The organism is Bacteroides bouchesdurhonensis (assembly GCF_900155865.1).
Classification (GTDB): Bacteria; Bacteroidota; Bacteroidia; order Bacteroidales; family Bacteroidaceae; genus Bacteroides; species Bacteroides bouchesdurhonensis.
The window spans coordinates 1,084,450-1,103,759 of the sequence record NZ_LT707006.1 but is presented as its reverse complement, the minus strand read 5'-3'; the positions used below and the strand labels follow the sequence as shown (position 1 = coordinate 1,103,759).

At 41.9% G+C, this 19,310-nt stretch carries 15 protein-coding genes, 1 tRNA gene and 1 pseudogene; 4 read left to right on the top strand and 13 right to left on the bottom strand.

Annotated features, from left to right (window positions below):
- Nucleotides 1-4 precede the first annotated feature (4 nt).
- Nucleotides 5-922, bottom strand: coding sequence for a homoserine O-acetyltransferase MetA (metA, locus tag CZ225_RS04430; RefSeq protein WP_025074893.1), 918 nt, complete (start codon nt 920-922; stop codon nt 5-7).
- A 182-nt stretch (nt 923-1,104) separates the two neighbouring features.
- Between metA and CZ225_RS04425 the strand changes: the two genes are divergently transcribed.
- Nucleotides 1,105-1,275: a DUF362 domain-containing protein gene (locus CZ225_RS04425; RefSeq protein ID WP_002559159.1), complete on the top strand. Its 171-nt coding sequence runs from the start codon at nt 1,105-1,107 to the stop codon at nt 1,273-1,275.
- Nucleotides 1,276-1,421: 146 nt separating this feature from the next.
- On the opposite strand, the gene CZ225_RS04420 is transcribed toward CZ225_RS04425, so the two are convergent.
- From CZ225_RS04420 to CZ225_RS04405, 4 genes are all read right to left on the bottom strand, one after another.
- Entirely contained in the window at nt 1,422-2,615 is a 1,194-nt protein-coding gene (locus CZ225_RS04420; RefSeq protein ID WP_077153111.1) for a pyridoxal phosphate-dependent aminotransferase, read from the bottom strand.
- A gap of 82 nt (nt 2,616-2,697) precedes the next feature.
- Nucleotides 2,698-3,912, bottom strand: coding sequence for a bifunctional 3,4-dihydroxy-2-butanone-4-phosphate synthase/GTP cyclohydrolase II (locus CZ225_RS04415; RefSeq protein ID WP_077153110.1), 1,215 nt, complete (start codon nt 3,910-3,912; stop codon nt 2,698-2,700).
- Nucleotides 3,913-3,917: 5 nt separating this feature from the next.
- Entirely contained in the window at nt 3,918-5,816 is a 1,899-nt protein-coding gene (locus CZ225_RS04410) for an LptF/LptG family permease (RefSeq protein ID WP_077153109.1), read from the bottom strand.
- A gap of 80 nt (nt 5,817-5,896) precedes the next feature.
- Nucleotides 5,897-6,283 (bottom strand): START-like domain-containing protein, encoded by a 387-nt coding sequence (locus CZ225_RS04405; protein WP_077155684.1) that lies wholly within the window; start codon nt 6,281-6,283, stop codon nt 5,897-5,899.
- A gap of 222 nt (nt 6,284-6,505) precedes the next feature.
- Here CZ225_RS04405 and CZ225_RS04400 point away from each other — a divergent pair.
- Nucleotides 6,506-6,579, top strand: a tRNA-Met gene (locus CZ225_RS04400).
- A 173-nt stretch (nt 6,580-6,752) separates the two neighbouring features.
- On the opposite strand, the gene CZ225_RS04395 is transcribed toward CZ225_RS04400, so the two are convergent.
- Both CZ225_RS04395 and CZ225_RS04390 read right to left on the bottom strand, forming a co-directional pair.
- The gene (locus tag CZ225_RS04395) at nt 6,753-7,706 is read right to left on the bottom strand and encodes an ISAon1 family transposase (RefSeq protein WP_449374843.1); all 954 of its coding nucleotides are present in this window, start codon (nt 7,704-7,706) and stop codon (nt 6,753-6,755) included.
- Nucleotides 7,707-7,731: 25 nt separating this feature from the next.
- Nucleotides 7,732-8,094, bottom strand: a complete 363-nt coding sequence (locus CZ225_RS04390; RefSeq protein ID WP_077153107.1) for an ISAon1 family transposase N-terminal region protein — start codon at nt 8,092-8,094, stop codon at nt 7,732-7,734.
- An 80-nt stretch (nt 8,095-8,174) separates the two neighbouring features.
- Between CZ225_RS04390 and CZ225_RS04385 the strand changes: the two are divergent.
- Together CZ225_RS04385 and CZ225_RS04380 are read left to right on the top strand one after the other, a co-directional pair.
- Nucleotides 8,175-9,137 (top strand): annotated as a pseudogene (locus CZ225_RS04385) (IS110 family transposase); the annotation flags it as partial.
- 765 nt (nt 9,138-9,902) lie between these two features.
- Nucleotides 9,903-11,114 (top strand): transposase, encoded by a 1,212-nt coding sequence (locus CZ225_RS04380; RefSeq protein WP_077153105.1) that lies wholly within the window; start codon nt 9,903-9,905, stop codon nt 11,112-11,114.
- A 176-nt stretch (nt 11,115-11,290) separates the two neighbouring features.
- On the opposite strand, the gene CZ225_RS04375 is transcribed toward CZ225_RS04380, so the two are convergent.
- The 6 genes from CZ225_RS04375 to CZ225_RS04355 form a co-directional block, all read right to left on the bottom strand.
- On the bottom strand, nt 11,291-11,617 hold the full coding sequence (locus tag CZ225_RS04375; RefSeq protein ID WP_077153104.1) for a hypothetical protein: 327 nt from the start codon (nt 11,615-11,617) through the stop codon (nt 11,291-11,293).
- Nucleotides 11,584-11,796 carry a hypothetical protein gene (locus CZ225_RS24190; protein WP_234982993.1) on the bottom strand — a complete coding sequence of 71 codons (213 nt, stop codon included), beginning with the start codon at nt 11,794-11,796 and terminating at the stop codon, nt 11,584-11,586. The genes CZ225_RS04375 and CZ225_RS24190 overlap by 34 nt, the downstream gene beginning before the upstream one ends.
- A 90-nt stretch (nt 11,797-11,886) precedes the next feature.
- Nucleotides 11,887-14,991, bottom strand: a complete 3,105-nt coding sequence (locus CZ225_RS04370; RefSeq protein WP_077153103.1) for a DUF4906 domain-containing protein — start codon at nt 14,989-14,991, stop codon at nt 11,887-11,889.
- Nucleotides 14,992-15,009: 18 nt separating this feature from the next.
- Nucleotides 15,010-16,179 (bottom strand): glycoside hydrolase family protein, encoded by a 1,170-nt coding sequence (locus CZ225_RS04365; RefSeq protein ID WP_077153102.1) that lies wholly within the window; start codon nt 16,177-16,179, stop codon nt 15,010-15,012.
- A 21-nt stretch (nt 16,180-16,200) separates the two neighbouring features.
- Entirely contained in the window at nt 16,201-17,226 is a 1,026-nt protein-coding gene (locus tag CZ225_RS04360; protein ID WP_077155683.1) for a FimB/Mfa2 family fimbrial subunit, read from the bottom strand.
- A 270-nt stretch (nt 17,227-17,496) separates the two neighbouring features.
- Nucleotides 17,497-19,293 (bottom strand): Mfa1 family fimbria major subunit, encoded by a 1,797-nt coding sequence (locus CZ225_RS04355; protein ID WP_077153101.1) that lies wholly within the window; start codon nt 19,291-19,293, stop codon nt 17,497-17,499.
- Nucleotides 19,294-19,310 lie beyond the last annotated feature (17 nt).

Genomic DNA, 19,310 nt, shown 5'->3' with positions numbered 1-19,310 from the left:
AGTATTATTCGATATCATTAATATTATAAGGAGTCTCCTGATAAACAAAGTAGTTCAACCAATTGGAGAATAAGAGGTTGGCATGAGCTCGCCAACGCACCAATGGACCTTTTTCCGGATCATTGTCAACATAATAATTGCGAGGCATTTCAATAGGTAGCCCTTTATTTAGATCACGACGATATTCCGTATCCAACGTCAAAGGAGAATACTCCGAATGTCCGGTCACAAAGAACTCACGCCCACCGCGAGCCACCACCATATAAACGCCTGATTCCTCAGACTCTGAAAGCAAAGTAAGTTCAGGAACTTTCAGAATGTCTTCTTTCCGCACTTCCGTATGACGACTATGAGGCACATAGAAGCAATCATCGAATCCACGAAAAATCGGATGCAATGGTTCCAATACACAATGCTCAAAAATACCAAACATTTTCTGATCTAAAGAATATTTGGGCACTCCGTAATGATGATACAGTCCTGCCTGAGCCGCCCAGCATATATACAGAGTAGATGTGACATGTGTTTTCGCCCAATCAAATATCTCCGTTATTTCATCCCAATAGGTCACCTCTTTGAAGTCCATCTGTTCTACTGGTGCTCCGGTTATAATCATACCGTCATATTTCTCATCGCGCATCTGGTCAAAATCCGTATAGAACGCTTTCATATGCTCTACCGGAGTATTTTTGGATGTATGGCTCTTGATCTTCATAAATGAGATCTCCACCTGAAGAGGTGTGTTTGAAAGCAATCTAACCAAATCTGTCTCCGTCGTAATCTTCAACGGCATTAGATTCAATATGACAATCCGTAGCGGACGAATATCCTGTTGCGTAGCACGGGAAGCATCGATCACAAAAATATTTTCTTCCTTTAGCAATTCTATCGCAGGGAGTCTATCAGGTAAATTTAAAGGCATATTATTGCTATGTATTAGTAATTTGTCTGCAAAAATACGAAAAATATAGCACAAATAAGACGTGTCTCTTATTTAGAAGAAATACAAATTAAATCATTTTAATCATAGAATCATACCAAGTAACAAATAAAACGCTTATTTTTGCCAAACGAATTAGTACTAATAATTTAAATCTTAAAAAAATGGCTTACGTAATTAGTGACGATTGTATTGCTTGCGGAACTTGTATCGACGAGTGTCCGGTTGAAGCTATCTCTGAAGGTGATATCTATTCTATCAACCCGGACGTATGTACTGACTGTGGTACTTGCGCAGACGTTTGTCCGTCTGAAGCTATTCACCCAGCTGAATAATACAATCTACTCAAAAAAGTGAAGGCTGCTTTCTACGGAAGGTAGCCTTTTTTTATGGATGGATGGGTACATTCAAATAACAAATGCGACGGAGCATTTTCCTCTTTGGAAAACTTCCGCCGCAGTAATTTTATTTCGTCTGTCGATTATTTCAATTTAGCCAACGCTTCCTTGATACGGCAAATAGACTTTTCAATGTTCTCATCACTTGTAGCATAACTCATACGAATGCAGTCAGGAGCACCGAACGATGCACCGCCTACACAAGCTACATGAGCTTCTTCAAGCAAGTACAGAGCTAAGTCATCTGAATCTTTAATTGTACGTTCCCCACAACTCTTACCAAAGAAGCTATCGCATTTCGGGAACAAGTAGAAAGCACCTTGCGGTACATTTACTTCGAATCCCGGCACTTCTTTTGCCAACTTAACGATCAAGTCGCGACGACGTTGGAAAGCCTTCTGCATTTCTTTAACCGGCTCTTGTGTACCTGTATAAGCAGCCTCAGCAGCTTTCTGAGATACAGAACAAGGACCTGAAGTGTATTGACCTTGTAACTTATTGCAAGCTTTCACCAACCATTCCGGACCGGCAATAAAACCGATTCTCCATCCTGTCATGGCGTATGCTTTAGAAACACCATTTACAATCACTGTACGTTCCTTCATTTCCGGAAATTGAGCAATACTTTCGTGTTTACCGATATAGTTGATATGTTCGTAGATTTCGTCAGCAATTACTATTACTTGCGGATGTTTAGCCAACACAGTAGCCAATCCTGCTAATTCTTCCTTAGTATATACAGATCCGGTCGGATTAGACGGAGAACAAAGAATCAACGCCTTTGTTTTCGGAGTAATAGCAGCTTCCAACTGTTCCGGAGTAATCTTGAAATCCTGTTCGATACCTGCTGAAACAATCACAGGAGTACCTTCTGCCAATTTCACCATTTCCGGATAACTCACCCAATAAGGAGCTGGCACAATTACTTCTTCACCCGGATTAACCAACACCATGATTGCATTACAAACAGATTGCTTTGCACCATTCGCACAAGAAATCTGAGCGGCTGTATATTCCAGACCGTTCTCTTTTTTCAGTTTCTCAACAATCGCATTACGCAAAGCCGGATAACCCGGTACCGGAGAGTAGCGAGAGAAATTGTCGTCTATAGCTTTTTTCGCAGCTTCTTTGATGTGGTCAGGAGTATTGAAATCTGGTTCTCCTACACTTAAGTTAATAACATCAACGCCTTGTGCCTTAAGCTCATTACTCTTTTGAGACATGGCAAGTGTCGCCGATGGCGACAAGCTGTTCAAACGATCTGATAATTGATTCATTTTGTATCTATTTTATTGTTGTTGAGTGAAATTCGTTGCAAAATAAGCGATTTTATTTGATATATGAAAACAAAATAGCGATTTACTTATTAAAATGTAATGTATGTCCCATCCTTTCTTTTTTCGTTCTCAAATACCGTTCATTATACGGATTAGGAACTGTTTCAACAGGAACATTTTCGACAATCTCCAATCCATAGGCTTCCAAACCTACCCGTTTTACAGGATTATTTGTCAAAAGCTTCATTTTGTGTACTCCTAACTCTCTAAGAATCTGTGCACCTACCCCATAATCACGTTCGTCAGCCAAATGTCCTAGACAGATATTTGCATCTACTGTATCCATTCCGTCCTCTTGAAGTTTATAGGCCCTCATCTTCTCCATCAAACCGATACCACGACCTTCCTGATTGAGGTAGACAACAACTCCTTTTCCCGCCTGGTCGATCATCTCCATGGCTTTGTGCAACTGTTCACCACAATCGCAACGTCTAGAACCGAAAATATCACCTGTTATGCACGATGAATGTACACGTACCAGAATAGGTTCGTCTTCCTTCCAAGTGCCCTTAAATAAAGCTACATGTTCCAAACCATTTGATTTCTGACGGAAAGGAATCAGACGAAACATACCATGCTCGGTCGGCATACTTACTTCTACCCCTTTTTCTACAATGGATTCTTGTTTAAGACGATAAGCAATCAAATCGTTAATAGAGATCAACTTTAATCCATGTTCATCTGCCAGCTTACGAAGCTCCGGCAAACGTGCCATCGTACCGTCGTCGCTCATAATCTCCATCAAAGCACCAGCAGGATAAAGTCCGGCAAGACGTGCCATATCAATCGTTGCTTCTGTATGTCCGGCACGACGCAACACTCCTTTTTCCTGTGCATAAAGCGGATTAATATGTCCCGGGCGGCCGAATGTAGACGGTGTAGAGGCAGGATCTGCCAATGCCTGAATCGTTGCAGCACGATCACTAGCAGAAACTCCGGTTGTGCAGCCTTCTAACTTGTCAATCGTAATGGTGAAAGGAGTACCCAATACAGAGGTATTGTCACTTACCTGATGTGGTAAGTCCAATTCTTTACAACGAGATACCGTGATAGGAGCGCAAAGTACTCCACGCGCATACTTTAACATAAAGTTTACTTTCTCAGGAGTTATCTTTTCAGCAGCTATAATTAAATCACCTTCGTTCTCACGATCTTCATCATCCACTACTATAACGAACTTGCCTTCTTTGAAATCGGCAATCGCATCTTCTATTTTATCCATTTTAATCTCTTCCATTACATTTATTTATTAATATTCTGTATGATGAATTGAATTTGTTCATTGTTCTTAATGATCCGCTCCATATCTTTAGATAACCGGACACGAAATGCCCAGATACGGAAATAAAAGAATAAACCAATAGGGAATATGACTCCGGCAAGCAGATTCATCCAATATTTATGGAACGGACGTATATGAGCCGAAACGGGAATAATGGGATAATTGTTTAATGTATTCACTAAAGTAACCGACTTCGTGTTGGACATTTCTTCTATTAACGATTCTAGTTGTTCATTGATAGCCACCACTTCATCGTCCTTCTCACCCACCATCCATAATTTGAAATAATTAGGTGCTTTAGTCAAGCGATTTTTCGCCATGTAAGCTTTACACTCAGCAGTAAGTCGATCCAAATCTTGGGGTAAACGTTCATAATCAGGATCGTTAATTACTACTTCTTTCTTAAACAAATGACGCATACTCCGGATACCGACAATCTTCTTGAACCAATTAATATAAGCATCGGCATTAAGCACCACTGAATCTTTATTCGATTTGTAGGTAAGGAAAAAACCTAAAGGAGCCAGAATAGCACTACTGGTCCACATTCCCATCCATACAATCCATTTTCCGTCGCGTGCCATCTTATAACCTGTATTATCTATAATGTAATAGATAATAAATACCATTACAGACACAATCACAGGCATGCCAAGCCCCCCCTTACGAATGATACCACCTAACGGAGCCCCGATGAAGAAGAACAATAAACAGGACAATGATATGGTAAATTTCTTATGCCACTCCGTCCGATGCCTACGGATACGGGTGTCATTGTCTGCCATTTGGAAAGTTTTGAAAGAGATATCATTAGATATATTCTCTGCTTTACCTGCTGCTGCTGTAATCACCTTCTGTTTCTGTGCCAACGATGATACCTCATAAAGACTGTCTACATTATATGTACGAATATCCGCTTCTTCTATCTTTATTGTATCTTCCTTACTCAACGTGTAAGATGGACGAAAATTACCCTGTGACACTTCCGTATAATATTGCCGCCCGATGCTATCACCTACCAACTTCATTGAGTCAATAGAAGCTTCCAACTGTTTCATATCTTTGGCTGAGGACTGCTTACCCATAATATCACTGTCCACCATATTGAAGTCGGAATTAAACTCAATGATCGAGTGTTTTTCACGAAATGATTCACGACGATAAGGCACATTCTGTGCTTTCAAATTCTGTGCTTTCAAATTTTCAAACAAGTCACCACTATATAAATGTAACCAAAGATGTTGCTTATCAGCTGTCATCTCCATACGACCGGAGTCTGCGTAGATAATATGTGCCTTCTCAAAACCATCGCGCAAATTATAGATCAACACATCATATAACATACCGGTTTTTCTATCCTTCTTGGCAATCTTCAGGTTGTAATCCGGTATTTCGGAATAGAACACTCCTTCCGGAATATCGACTTCCGGAGATTTTTGTTTCATCGAAAGAATCAGAGTCCCCAGTTTAGCCTGAGCGATAGGTCCGACAACATTCTGAAAATAAAAGGAGACGCCCACCAACCCACAGACAAAAATTGCAAGCGGACGCATGATTTTAAGCAAAGAAATACCCGCTGCTTTCATTGCAAGCAGCTCATAACGTTCACCAAAGTTACCGAAAGTAATCAAAGAAGCCAACAACACAGCCAATGGCAATGACAATGGCACCAACGTTAATGCGGAATAAAAGAAGAACTGAGCCATGACACTCATCTCCAATCCCTTTCCAACTAATTCATCTACATATCTCCATAAAAACTGCATCATGAAAATGAAAAGACAGATGAAGAATGTACCGATAAAAAGCAGAAAAAAGCTCTTAACGATAAATATATCTAATTTCTTTATGCGTAGCATCTTAAATTGGTTCTTCGTGCATTTAAGACGCAAAATTAGTATAAAAAAAGTAGCCTAGGAAATTTTTAATTGAAAGTTAACTAAAATCCACAGGTTCTTCGCAATTTAGATACCTGTGACTCCCACAATTCTTTCATGTCATTTACTTCATCCGGTTCGGCAAAATCAGTAATTTCCAATACATAGTCACTTGTCAGCTCATTATAAATCATCTTTATTTCAAAATAATCATGTTCGTTTTCGTCATCCAACCAACGAAAACGGATAAAGGAAAAAGCACGAATTGCAACAATCTCGGCATTTCTTTGTTCCGTCTTCCCCCAATGAAACTCTACAACTTTGTCGTCGGATACCACTCTATCAGCAAACCAGTCCTCCAACCCGGTCGGTGTACTAATAGCTGTCCAAATAATATTTTTTGATGTTGCATTTAGCAAATACTCCAAATGAATTTTTTCTTTTTTCATAGCAATTTCAAATTGTATTGAGTGCGCCAAGATAAATACTTTTTTCTAAATACATAGTATAAATCAAGCACTTTATTTAAAACATCTTCCATCTTTAACCCTCAACCTCCTTAATTAAAAGGAAAGTAAGATTTTATCATATAGAAAAACACAAAAAAGTGCTCAATTGTTTTGGAGATTATAAAAAAACACCTATCTTTGCACCCGCAATCGAGAAATGATGGCGGGATAGCTCAGCTGGTTAGAGCGCATGATTCATAATCATGAGGTCCCCGGTTCAATCCCGGGTCCCGCTACTTGATAAGAATAAGGCATTTGAGAGGCTTCCACTCTTGGGTGCCTTTTTCTTTTTTAGCTATGGTTTGCGCCAGCTCAAATTGGGGATCAACGTAAAAACCCGTCAACGTAAAAACCTGAGGGATAAATCCTTATTTTGGGTCAGTCCGAAAATCCTGTGGGTATGTTAAATCTACACAGTTAGTTTGCATAATCTAAAAATAAAGAAAGGTATATCTCCGACTCCCCTAAACTGTGCTCTGAAGGCTTTGATTTTTGCATTGAATGATTCTGCAAATGCATTCGTTTCCCTGTTAACGAAATAGTTTAGTATTGTTTCATAATAGTTCTGCATGGTATTCGTTACGGTTCTGAAACATCCGTATCCAAGCTTTTCTATCTTATTGTACCACAAGGCAAGCTTTCCACGTGCCACATTCTTGTCATAGTGCTTATTATATATATTGGTCAACTCTATAGCCAAGTCGTAAACTGATTTCAATTCCGGATACTGTTCGAATATGATTTCCGCACGTATTCTTTGGGATTCAGTCCATTTGCTAAAATGCTTGACAAGTAGATGTTTAGCCCTGGCCAGCAACTGCTTACGGGTATCGCCATTGGCATATCGAAACGGAACATACTCTATACCCTGCTCCCTGCACCGCTGAATTTCATCGTTCTCCAGATCCCGTGCCATCCAGCGATAAGTAATCCTGAGTTCATCAATTGCCTCATAAAAGAGCTTCTGTACATGAAACCGGTCATTGGTCATAGTGGCGTTGGGAAAAGCCGTTCGGACAATCCGCATCATGGTCGGCGAAAGATCCAAAGTGACCTCTTTGACCGTCTTGCGCTTGGAGACATGAATCATTTCAAGCACCTTGATGACGTCTTCAGACTTCGTGCCACGTATCATGGCCACAAGGGTGCCTCTGCCACCACGCCCCGCACGGTTAGTGACAACAGTATATAATTCTCCGCAGCTCAAGGAAGTCTCGTCAATACAAAGGCTGGGACCCAGGTTCTGCTTGAACAGGACATAGTCTGTGGCATGGTCCAACTGGTCCCACTCTCTGTATGCGCTGATAAACTCCTTGTACTGTGAAGCTAGCTGTTTACCGTTTACCCCATAAGCATCTGCTATGGAGCTTATACTGGCCGCCGTAGTTTCAATCTTCTTCTTTTAAAAAAGCAACGAACTCAGGAGTGAGTTTCGTCCCTTCGGCAGTAAGATCATCGTAGGTATAGGAAAACGTTTCCCCGCTAGCCTTGTCATACCAGCGGCGACGTCTTACGTGGAGATAAACCGGTTTGCCACGAAGAGGAAAGTCCTGGATAACTTTCTCATCTGTAAAACCATGTGAAATCACAGTTCCACTCTTGTAATCGGAACGTTCCAGGTAGTTCTTTTCATCAAGCCAAACTTCGATTTTGGCAGAGTCGTCATGCCAACCGGAAATCTCAAAATACTCCATTAAAACTTCGGGGAAGATGACTCGTAGTAACTTATGTAGGGTGCGACTAGAATTCATTGGATTGTTGTTGTTAAAATCTAACCGCAAAGATAGATTACTTTCGCGTATTAACATAACATACCCACAGGATTTTCGGACTGACCCCTTATTTTATAAAGCAGCTTCCCGGTCGCAAGAGTGATGTGAAGGATGCTCAATGGATAGCGGAATGCTTGTTGAAGAATCTGATTCGGGGAAGCTTTGTGCCGGATAAGACAGTGCAGGACATGCGCAAGTATAACCGTCGCATCTTCGACCTGAATGAAGACCTGACGTATAACACCAATAAACTGGACGCTGCTTTACAGCGATGTGGTTTTCGGTTAAGTAACTATGTATCCCGAGTCAATGGAAAAAGCTATCAGAAGTGCGTCCGTGCAATAATAACCGGTATAACAGACCCTGAGGAGCTGGTGAAACTCATTCATGGAAAAACTCTGCGTAAATACGGACGCAACATCATAAAGGATGCCGTAACGGGTGACTTCCACCAGGCAGACATCTGTTTGTTAAAGCAATACGCAGAGCTTATAGAGGTAATCGAGCGACAAATCGAAGAATGCAGGAATGCCCTCATTGCCATGTGCCAGGAACACTTCCCGAAACAATTCAAACGTCTACAGAGCATCCCCGGTGTTAAAGAACGCGCCGCTTCGGCTATAATTGCGGAGACCGGGGCTGACATGAAACCGTTTGAAAAAGCAACAAACCTCGTAGGATGGTGTGGATTGAAACCACGCAATGATATAAGCAACAATAAAGTCAAGAGCAACAGGACGACGCATGGGAACCGATTCCTGCGTCAGATATTGATTGAAATATCCTGAGTCGCATCCAGAACCCGAAACTGCTTTTTCTCAAACTTCAGCTACGTGCAATGCACCCAACGCCATAAGAACAAGATGAAGATACAAGTAGCCATCGCCCGAAAGCTATTGGTCGCGGTATGGCACATGCTGACAAAAGACGAGGATTTTATAGATGTTTACCTCAAGCGTCTTGAAAAGGAGGCGGAATGGCAAAATGATATTCAGGCATTAGAATCGTTATGGGTCGGATAGACCTTTCCGATATACCTCTATCGACAACATAATTACCTTTGTGCTGCCACAGGAGCGAGTTTACAAAATTATTGTATCCATAGAGGGATTGGACACCGGCGTAGTCCTTTCAGGCTGAAGAGGAAAGTAACAAACTTTATTACTTCGGACGACAAAACACTTGTCGTCTTAGGCGTTTTGTGGGAAAATTTACGGACTATAAGTATAATTAATTAGATACAAGTAAGTTACATACGAATATAAGAGCTGGGGATTTTTCTTTTTAGAGGAAAGGTAAACAAAATCCTCTATATTAACAAAGAAAAAACATTTTAGTGCACAAAGCTCCAAACAAACATTATATAAATACTATATCCTTTTTTGTACCTTTTATCATAATAACTTCCACATGTGATCAAACTTCCATTTTCCCAATGTATCATTAGTTACATATTCTTTCACCTTTTCTTTTATTACTCTATTCTCCAGTAAATTTTGTATTATCCAATCCTCACAATAACACACCCAAACTGGTTCTATATTATCAACCTCCTCAAATTCTATATGATTTAAAAAGGATTATAAACATTCATTACGTGCCGCAAAATTATCTATCAAGCTATGCAAAAATTGATATTCATTATTTTCTCTTATACGCTTCAATACAGAACATGAAAATACTTCTTTATTCACATACAATAGTTCGTTAAGTTTTGAATTAACATAAAAAAGTAGGTCAAGTCCTGCTAATTCATTAAATTTAGGATAACCACATCTTCAATTATAATGAACCATATAGAACTTGACCAATATCTTGAGATCATCAAAGTGTGCCTGATTGAATCTGGTGCGAAGATAAACAAATGGCGTGAAAAATCTATGCTTGAAGTGCTACTTTTATATTTGATAATTCCCGGTCGGATTAATTTCCTTCAATTGGGCGGCTACGGTAAGTATAACGAGCAACGTTATCGGCAACAGTTTGAAGCAGGTTTCGACTGGCTGTCTTTTAATTCCTCGTTAGTAAAATCTCACTTGGGATCCCGTCTTGCTATCGCCTTTGACCCCAGCTATATCAGTAAGTCGGGTAAATGCACTCCCTATTTGGGTCGTTTTTGGTCAGGCTGTGCGGGTAAAGCCAAACACGGTTTGGAGATTTCAGGCATTGGTGTTATAGATTTGGATTTGCGCACCTGTTTGCATTTGGAAGCTGTTCAGACCCCTGCTCCCTCTGCATTGGAAACAGTGGACTGGACGTTGGTAGATTGGTACCTACATGTATTACGTGTCCGCAAAGAATCTCTTTTGAAGATAACCCGTTACGTGGTTGCCGATGCCTATTTCTCCAAAGCACCCTTTGTGAACGGTGCCATCCGGATGGGCTTTCATGTCATTAGCCGCTTGCGGGATGACGCTTCATTACGATATCTGACTACACAATCGCCTTCTGGTGGTAGGGGTAGGCCTAAACGATACGATGGAAAGATTGATATAAAGAATCTGGATGAAGGTAGATTTGAAGTTCTTGTCCCGGATAATGGGCAAGGTCGTATCCTGTCAGCAGTGGTGAATTCTGTTGCTTTGAAAAGAAATATTCGTTTATGTATTTGGGAGAGTGCAGACAGGAAGATACGCAAACTGTACTTTTCAACTGATATCCAAATGGAAGCAAAAGAGATTATTGACTATTACAGAACACGTTTTCAAATCGTATTTTGCTATCGCGATGGAAAACAATTTACTGGATTAACCGACTGCCAGAGTCGCGACTTGAATAAATTGCACTTTCATTTTAACGCTTCGCTTACTAGTGTTAATCTGGCTAAAGTCAAAGCGATAGAAAAAGGGACAGTCCTATCAATGGCATCAGTAAAAGTGCTGTGCCACAATATGTTCCTCATGCAACGATTTATTTCTGTGTTAGGGATCAGGCCGGACGAAGAAATAAATCGAAGGCTGTGGGAGGAAGGAATCAGATTTGCAGCAATTGCTGCATAAATGTAAATGAAATGTTTAACGAACTATTAACATAGGTATCATCACTAAAATTTGGAGCCTTCAGAGCTTTTCTTAACAAATCTTTTTCAAGAATAGGCATCCGATTATTTTCGTAGAGAACCAATAGAGTATATAATCCATAATATAGTGTAATTTTAATCTGTCTTTTTCATTTGTTACACCAGTTTCCGATGCCGTTCATGCGAAATTAGAATATTCAGATTAAATGTGTTTTGCTTATTGTATTTCTCCATGCTTTTATGCGATACCATTTTGCCGTTCTCCGCTTTTTTCATTCCCAAACTAGCGTGCAGTTCCGGCTCATGCTCTTTCAGGTATCGTCTAAAGCATTCAGGATGTAGACCAAACTCCGCTGCAACCTTTGCCGTAGTCAGTCCGTCCTCTTTCAGCCGAGCTATAGCATCCGCGTATTTGGCGTGTGTTTCAGGACGCTGCCCTCGTCGCTGGTTTATCTTGATGCTGCCGCTTCCTCCGGATTGCATTTAATGCCATTGCGCTCCAGCATCAGATGACGATGGTATGTTCTGACATATCGGGAGAATCCTTCAAGAGACACCCCACACTGCCAACATATTTCGCCACAAGACAGGTCGGTTGTCGTGTATAACTCCAGTGCGGGATGATACTTCGCCTCCATCTCCAGTTTGCAGCCTTTTATCAAGTTACATTTTGCTCTTTTAATGCCATATTAAATATAAGATATGGAGCGATAACTTGTTCATTCCATTAGAAGTTCGGTTCTTCTCCAGGATTATGGATCTACTACGCAGCGCACAAAGCAAGCATCCGAGCCACCGCTTCTGATCAGGTTGTCCGTACTTATAAAATTGAAATCGAATGAGAAATAGTTTATATCCCATCCTAAGCTAGCACCATCCGTCTTCGTAAATTGGTCTTTAGGAATCTCCGCATTTAACCAATAGATAGCACCCGGTCGTTTGTACAAATCGTAAAACAACGGACGTTCTGTAGGATCGGGATATAATTTTGTTCGGCCGGCAGCATATCTCAATACTCCATTGAGGATTTCAGGATCTCCCCAAGTGGCAGTATAGCTTTGTTTTCTATGTCCGTAGCCGGAGGCACCTATAGGAAAGAACACACTTTTGCCTGTTTCGCTGTTATATGCGAAACAGCCTCTCATTCCACGTCCCTGCGTATTATGTTCATAGTCATAGCCGTAAACATCTACGATATCATCAGCCGTTTCCTTGGCATCATCTCCGTACAATACACCGTATCCCTGCTCAACATGACTGCCGTCCTTCCTCAATTCCCAAAAGTCTGCAGCTGTAGCCACCCTAGCGTTTTTCATCTGAGGATTACCGAACTCTTTGTCCTTACCAAGATTAGTAATTTTTGTCCACTCCATTTTCTCTTTAGTTCCGGCTTTGGTCAAACCATCTTCCGGATATACTTTAAAATTCTCCGGATTAAGGTTTATCCATGGCTCGAACGGATTTTTATTGCTCAATGCGTCTATCGGCTGATCCCAATTTCCGAATTTGAATAGCGACCCTTCGTCCAACGGAGCAGAAGCCAGCACCGTCGAAGTCCTCATATTTTGGGCATACCACTTCACGCCACCTGGAACCAAATCATCAGGTTTGTCACCTTGCCGTACGAAAATCAAATGTTGGCAGGTATAATTGTGATATTCCACACGGATAATAGCGTAACGGTTCTCTAACGAGCTCCCGGAAAAATCCACACTAAAGTCAATCTCGCTGCCGGTTTTACCATATATGGCTTTTTCATAGTCCGGATCATCCTTTAACTCTGTTTTGTCCGATGTTACCGACAGGGTGATTCCATCCCCGTTATATTTCTTGACGACATAGGCTTTCCAAGGACCTTCAGATTGGAATGTTTTGAACATTTGTTCATCCTCTCCCGGCAATCGCTTCAACACAACATGAAACGACTCATTATTTCCGGAAGATCGATAGATGCCCTTCGGATTCACAACACGACGTACCTGGTATATCGGAACTTCATTGTAAAAACATTCATCCAATCCTTCCAACTTAGTTGTAATCTTGACCCTCGCCATTCTCTGGTATGCCACATAAGGATTGTTTCCAGTGTATCCTGTCGTTGATATCATCTGCTTAGCGCGTGTGTACATAGGAATATAAACATTAAATGTATTTATTTCCGTAGGATGTTTTTCTACACGGTATTTATCGTTCCATACAGAACCATCAGTCGTAAACTCTTCGGATGTCTTACCCTCATTCAAAGTAAAATTCTTAAATTCACGTACACCGCGTTCTGGTGCTGTATAATAATAGTTTTTATTTGAGACGATACTATCTTTATATAGAACAGTTTCCGTTGTCTTGTGTAATGACAGGAAACCGTTCCACGGTGCTGCAACACCATTCGGAGCACCCGTATAATAAATATCGCCACCAGCATTATGGGGTGCCCAGTTGTTTTCCTCGATTTCCGCTTTTATGTATTCTATCTTTCGACCACCAGTATTCACCTTAATGGGATACATCATAGAATGATTATACAGATAAGAAATGTAATAAGGTTCGGAAGTCATCACGCCAGGCTCCGGTTCCTCATACTCTATATGCCAATCTGCTTCGTTGGCGAAATTCTTGAATTTCAATGTCAACTTATAGTGGCAGTTACGCTTGGCATTATAATCCTTTATCACGTCCTGTCCCAGCATGAAACGATAGATGATGTACCCGTTGCCCAATCGCTCAGAATTGTTGGAGATATAGTGCGCATGTACCTCAATATATGTCCCGTAAAGTACACTATCTTTTAGGCGGTAATCAGGGTATTTATCCGGTTTGTTTGGCAATCCGGGAAAATCCAATATCCCATTACCGTCTGCATCCTGTCTTTTATCGGGCATACTACTATCCGCCCCCTGCATATTCTCGTAAAAGTACAGTGCGGGAGCTGTTTCTTCGTGAGAACCGAAATGGGGACTACCTACCGTGACACGATGGTCTATACAGTCTTCTCCGTATTCAAAATTATCCGATATATCTCCTTCGTGATAAGTGATGATTTCTCCATCAATCATATCAGGTCCGATTTCCGGCACATCCAAGGTGTATCCTGTTTTTCCCACATTATTTTCCTTTCCCAAATAACATTGCGAAGGGATATCTTTAATCTGCACGGATTGGAGATAGATAAACACTCCTTCTTTCAATGCGCTACCGTCGTATGCCACGGTCACTTTGGAAGCCGCCCGGCGTAGCCACGCATGGAGTTTTACGCTTTTTTCATTCACTACAAGAGACTCATCGTCCGCTGATAGAGCAGGAGCAGATTTTTTTGTAAAAAAGCCTATCATCTGGGCATTGTTAGCCACGTTTTTGGAATCCCATGTGAGAGGAATATTTTTGAGTCCGTCCACTGTTTTTATGGCTTCAGAATAAGCGGTATTTGTAAGTAGGTCGGGGATGTTCGCTACGGCATACATATAATATTTGCCGAAGTTGATTTCCTCCGGCAGCTTGAAAGTGGCGCGTTTGGTGGTTGTTTCCGCTGTATGGTGTTCGCCGTTTGGATTTGCTTCCGCATCAATATCCGTACGTTTTTCATCGGACACGGAATATTCTTCTATCTTCCACTTGGACTCATTTATTAATTCCTTTGTATCGTAATCATACAATAAAACATGTAAACTACTAATATCCTTTAAGACATCTCCCGCAGCCCGTGTCCGGCTCAGTGCCGAGGACATGGGTTTGAAGTCCAGCGTAGCGGATATACTCGCCTTGCCTTCACCTATGGTTTCTTCCTTCATAAATTCGTCATAGCAACCTGTAACGGTTAAGATCATCAGGAAGAGAATGATATGTCGTACAAAATGCTTCATATACTATTATTTTTTGTTTTATAATCCGAATTCCGGTTCAAGGTTTACCTCGCTATATGGAATCACATCCACTACGATTTCGTTGCTATTATACATGGTTATGTTCACCACGACATGGGTGTTGCGGAAAAGTGCTTTCAAATTGGGCAGTTTGCGGACGAAAGGTTTCGTCCCACCATCTATATTAATGGTTAAGGTGTATTCCTGCTCGCCATCCGTTGTTCCTGCCTTGAGATTCTTGCTTTCGGGCAGGTAGAAAACGGGAATATTCTTTGCCACACCCGGTTTCGAGTTATCGGGGTTGTCTATATCCACTGTCGGTTTTCTAACGGTAACCGTTCCGTGGGTATAGGTGAAAGCCTCATTCGCTTGTGCCGGCAGTTCGTAGTCTTTCATCCAGCCGGCAGCTTCTGTAGTGGCATAATCGTCATCTTCGGACGAGGCATCGGAAACCTCTTTCAACCAGTCTATCCAAGTTTTTCCGTTGAAGAGTTTCCTGTTCTGTTCGCTATCATTGACATGTGCCATCAGAAAGTTCTTGTCGGCATGGTACGCTATGGTGAACTTGTCTACTTTTACTTCCTCTCCACGCCAATTCATAAAGTTCATCGTGAACTTGGTGGCAACACGTACCACGTAGAACGTCCCATCGAAATTTCCTTTTTTAGGGAAATCTATTTCGTACATGGAAGACATCGGGATGGGTTTTCCGTCCGAGTAATCCGGAGCGAAATAAAGACCGTTCACCGCAGCTTCAAAGCTGAACGCACCCTCTGTATAACTGTTGAAGAACGCGGTCAGAGTTTGATTTTTACCTGCTACATTTACACCTTCTACTTTGGACACGCTCTCTTCGTTAGCGAAAAGGAATATCTTTTTCTTTTCGTTGGGTTTTACCTTAAGTAAGATGTATTTCTGTACTTGCGCACCTTCCAGCGAATAGTACCGGTTATGTTCCACCGTTTCATTCTCATGTAAGACTACAACGCGCAAACTTTGCATCTTCTCATTATTTGGCAATTCCGTCGTACTCGCTCTTGTTTGTCCCATGGTAGCGATATTCAAATACAGAACAGCTTCCGTAGTGTCCTCCGGTAAGGATTCCTCCTGACTGCTACACGCCACCATAAAAGGCAGTGCGAATGCCGCCAGGCAGACTGCAATGCTATGTATAATGTTCGGTTTCATCAGTCCAATCCTTTTTCCTGATTATTCTATTTCAACGTTATTCAACACCACCCGCCAAGAGTGAATCAGTATGTAGCTGCTAATCCACTTGTTATTCTCGTCGAGAAAGAATGTCATCACATAGTCGTCCTCGCGGTCTAGAAACTCCTGATCGGTCATCATGCGCTTGTACTCCTCCTCGTAATAATCCTTCGCCAGTAGCGCATGGTCGATTACCGGGATGCGGGCCACAGTCCCGCCCTCTTGGTTAGTGATGGTAAGGAACATCTTTTCACGATGCGTTTCCATCATGCGTCCCACGGTCAAGTCAGCGATGGCACCCTTTACATGGATGATGGCACGGGGATCATCTTTCCCCAGACCGGCCTCGCCGTTCTGCAGCTTCCAAGGACGGTAGGTGATATTCTCGTCTTCCAGCAACTCGTTGTCATGAGCCATCAACCCGTTCTCGTCTTCTATGCGGAAGTTGAATTGATTGACATCCACATCCTCGCCCGATAGATGATGCAGTATGACACGGATATGGTTGGTGTTCTTGGTCAGGTACATGGTATAGTCGTAACTGCCTCCGTCCTCGTCAGAAGGCAGCGACACATCCAAAGTGCCGTGAAAGAGACGATAAAGTCTTTCTTTGCTGTAGGCACCGGACTCGTCATGCTGGCGGTTCAACGCACACTGCAACTGTTCGATGCGGGTCTCACCGACAAGGGATTCGGGCACGGAGAAGGACTCCTCACGCTCGCCGTCGTTCCGAAGACCGCACCATGCCAACAGCCGGTAGTCGCCGGAGGGTAGGTCGAGGAACATCGAGTAGTCTTCTGCCGTCGACGGAGCTATCTGTTCTTCCCGCTGCCATACCAGTACGCCTGATTTGTTAAAAGCATACAGATGAACCGATGAAACCTCGTTGGCGAAAGCGTCTGCCCACTTCAGGTTCCTGTCGTAGCGGAATCTGAGCCGGTAGTACACCGAACAATCGCCTTCGTAGTCATAAACGAAATCGTCGCATGACACAAGAGCTCCCAACGACATCACTGCCAACAGCATACGTATCACCTTTCTCTGTATAAAAGTCTTTATTCTCATGCCGTTTATATTCCTTGTTCTTTTATTCTATATATTAATTGCAGGGCTTACTCCGCAAAGAGTTTCCATATCAAGTGGGAGTACTTCCGCGAAGCTCTCCATGAGAGCGCACCTCTCTTTACACCGGTACGCCGGTGTTTTTTGTTTATAAAAGCAAGGGGAAAGGATTAAAAGGCGGGAAAAGATTTCCCTGGATCGTCCCCCCACCTTTTTAGTTGCTTATCTTTTGAATTACCATTCCAAATCGGTATCGTTTTTCACTATACGCCAGGAGAGAATATTGATTTGTGCGGCCACAAAAATGTCTTTGTCATCCTCAGGTTTCTGTGGAATGACATTTTCATCCGGATTCAAGATTGGGGTACCCAGACCCGTAACCGAATTCAAAGAAATGTCATATATATGGTTACGTACCACGCCGTAATAGCCATATCCTACATTGTTGGCATTTTGACCCAAATGTCTGATATCCGTATAATAATAGGTCTGACCATCACGCCAGACCTTAGCTCCGGGCATATCGCAAAGGATGGAGTTTACCTGACTGCTTGTCAATTCCTTGGTTCCTGTATTATCGGTATAGAATTTCAGATTTGTAGTCGCCGTCTCTGTTAAATTTAGATAGCTTAGGAATCTTTCATCAGCTTCTGCGTTATTAACATCTTTTCCCGCGTCCAAGGCAGAGACCAATCTCACCTCATCCAATTTAATAGTTCTATATGTTGTACCACCCTCGTTTTCTTCTTTTACATAAATTTTATGATTTACAAGGTTCAACATTGAAGTCTTCACCTCCTCTTCAGTATAATCTTGATAACCCCATTTAGCCAAACTGATAGGAGTCGCTTCGTTAGATTCGTTCACCGTCACCAAAATTGCAGCAAGGATTACTTGAGTACGGTTACTTTTCTGTGTCTTGGGATCGTATGAGGCCTTCATTCCTAATGAAAATCCCTTTTCTCCGTCTGCCGCATTTTCCAGACAATAAGAATAAGTAGGTGTGGTTCCGATTCCCAAATTGATGGATGTATAGTTATCATATTTAAGTTGAACGTCGTTAGGATTCACAGCCCAATAAGAACGGTAGTAAGCCGGATGATTCCAGAACCAAAGACCAGTCAACCCCGACCAAGCGGTTGTGGAATTCACTTTTTTGATGAGATAAGATTTGTTGGCCTTACCGGTAACATTCCAGCCAGTGAAAAGGATATATACATCTTGGTCGTTATTTTTAATAACGTTTCCTTCTTTGTCTTTGGCCTTGATTGCTGTATAGCTATTTCCATTGTATGTTATGTCACGGACCTCCATTTGGACTTTACCGGATGCTGCCGTTGTTCTCCAAGCGGTTTTCAATCTCACTTTTGCCACCACGCGTTCTATATAAATAGCGACGGGATTCTTTATGGCTTCTTCCGGCGAATTGCAAAGATGTTTGGAAGGATCTATCATGACACGGGTAACTTGCCCGCTTTCATTTGCGTATGTTGAACTTGTCATCATGAAATTGGGATTATCGTCTTTTTTCACGGCACTATAATCACCGTCCAATGCGGCGAGCTCCTCGCGACTATAATTTCTGCTATCCAGAAGCCCTGAATTGTCGAAATTGGCAACGGCAAGCATGGAAGCTACATTGGCTTTATCTGTCGGCTTAACCACGACAACGGCTTTCAACTTTTGCTCCACATTAGGCGCATCCTTACCATCTTCTTCAGGTATTGGAGTTACATCCAGATAATTGTACCCTGTAGAATTAACGCTGATTGGATTCCCTAATGCATCAAAAAAATAGAAGCGTAAAGAATTAACCTTATTTTCATCTGGAGAGCCCAAGCCTTCTTCAAAGTCATTGTCTCCCGGTTCCCCTGCTCTGGGCATGGCCGACGACGGACTTACGATTTCCACGGCCAAGAAGTGCCCATCCTTTTCACTTTCCCAATCATTTGCAGTTGGGAGCTCATTTTCGGAACATGCACTGAATATCGCTATTCCGAACAAACTCAAAAATAATTTTGATGCTTTCATTTTTATATTTTTTTTAT

What these genes read in the sequence shown, in the direction of transcription:
- metA (WP_025074893.1), bottom strand. Translation starts at nt 922, where the DNA reads ATGCCTTTAAATTTACCTGATAGACTCCCTGCGATAGAATTGCTAAAG.
- CZ225_RS04425 (WP_002559159.1), top strand. Translation starts at nt 1,105, where the DNA reads ATGGCTTACGTAATTAGTGACGATTGTATTGCTTGCGGAACTTGTATC.
- CZ225_RS04420 (WP_077153111.1), bottom strand. Translation starts at nt 2,615, where the DNA reads ATGAATCAATTATCAGATCGTTTGAACAGCTTGTCGCCATCGGCGACA.
- CZ225_RS04415 (WP_077153110.1), bottom strand. Translation starts at nt 3,912, where the DNA reads ATGGAAGAGATTAAAATGGATAAAATAGAAGATGCGATTGCCGATTTC.
- CZ225_RS04410 (WP_077153109.1), bottom strand. Translation starts at nt 5,816, where the DNA reads ATGCTACGCATAAAGAAATTAGATATATTTATCGTTAAGAGCTTTTTT.
- CZ225_RS04405 (WP_077155684.1), bottom strand. Translation starts at nt 6,283, where the DNA reads ATGAAAAAAGAAAAAATTCATTTGGAGTATTTGCTAAATGCAACATCA.
- CZ225_RS04390 (WP_077153107.1), bottom strand. Translation starts at nt 8,094, where the DNA reads ATGAATTCTAGTCGCACCCTACATAAGTTACTACGAGTCATCTTCCCC.
- CZ225_RS04380 (WP_077153105.1), top strand. Translation starts at nt 9,903, where the DNA reads ATGAACCATATAGAACTTGACCAATATCTTGAGATCATCAAAGTGTGC.
- CZ225_RS04375 (WP_077153104.1), bottom strand. Translation starts at nt 11,617, where the DNA reads ATGCAATCCGGAGGAAGCGGCAGCATCAAGATAAACCAGCGACGAGGG.
- CZ225_RS04370 (WP_077153103.1), bottom strand. Translation starts at nt 14,991, where the DNA reads ATGAAGCATTTTGTACGACATATCATTCTCTTCCTGATGATCTTAACC.
- CZ225_RS04365 (WP_077153102.1), bottom strand. Translation starts at nt 16,179, where the DNA reads ATGAAACCGAACATTATACATAGCATTGCAGTCTGCCTGGCGGCATTC.
- CZ225_RS04360 (WP_077155683.1), bottom strand. Translation starts at nt 17,226, where the DNA reads ATGCTGTTGGCAGTGATGTCGTTGGGAGCTCTTGTGTCATGCGACGAT.
- CZ225_RS04355 (WP_077153101.1), bottom strand. Translation starts at nt 19,293, where the DNA reads ATGAAAGCATCAAAATTATTTTTGAGTTTGTTCGGAATAGCGATATTC.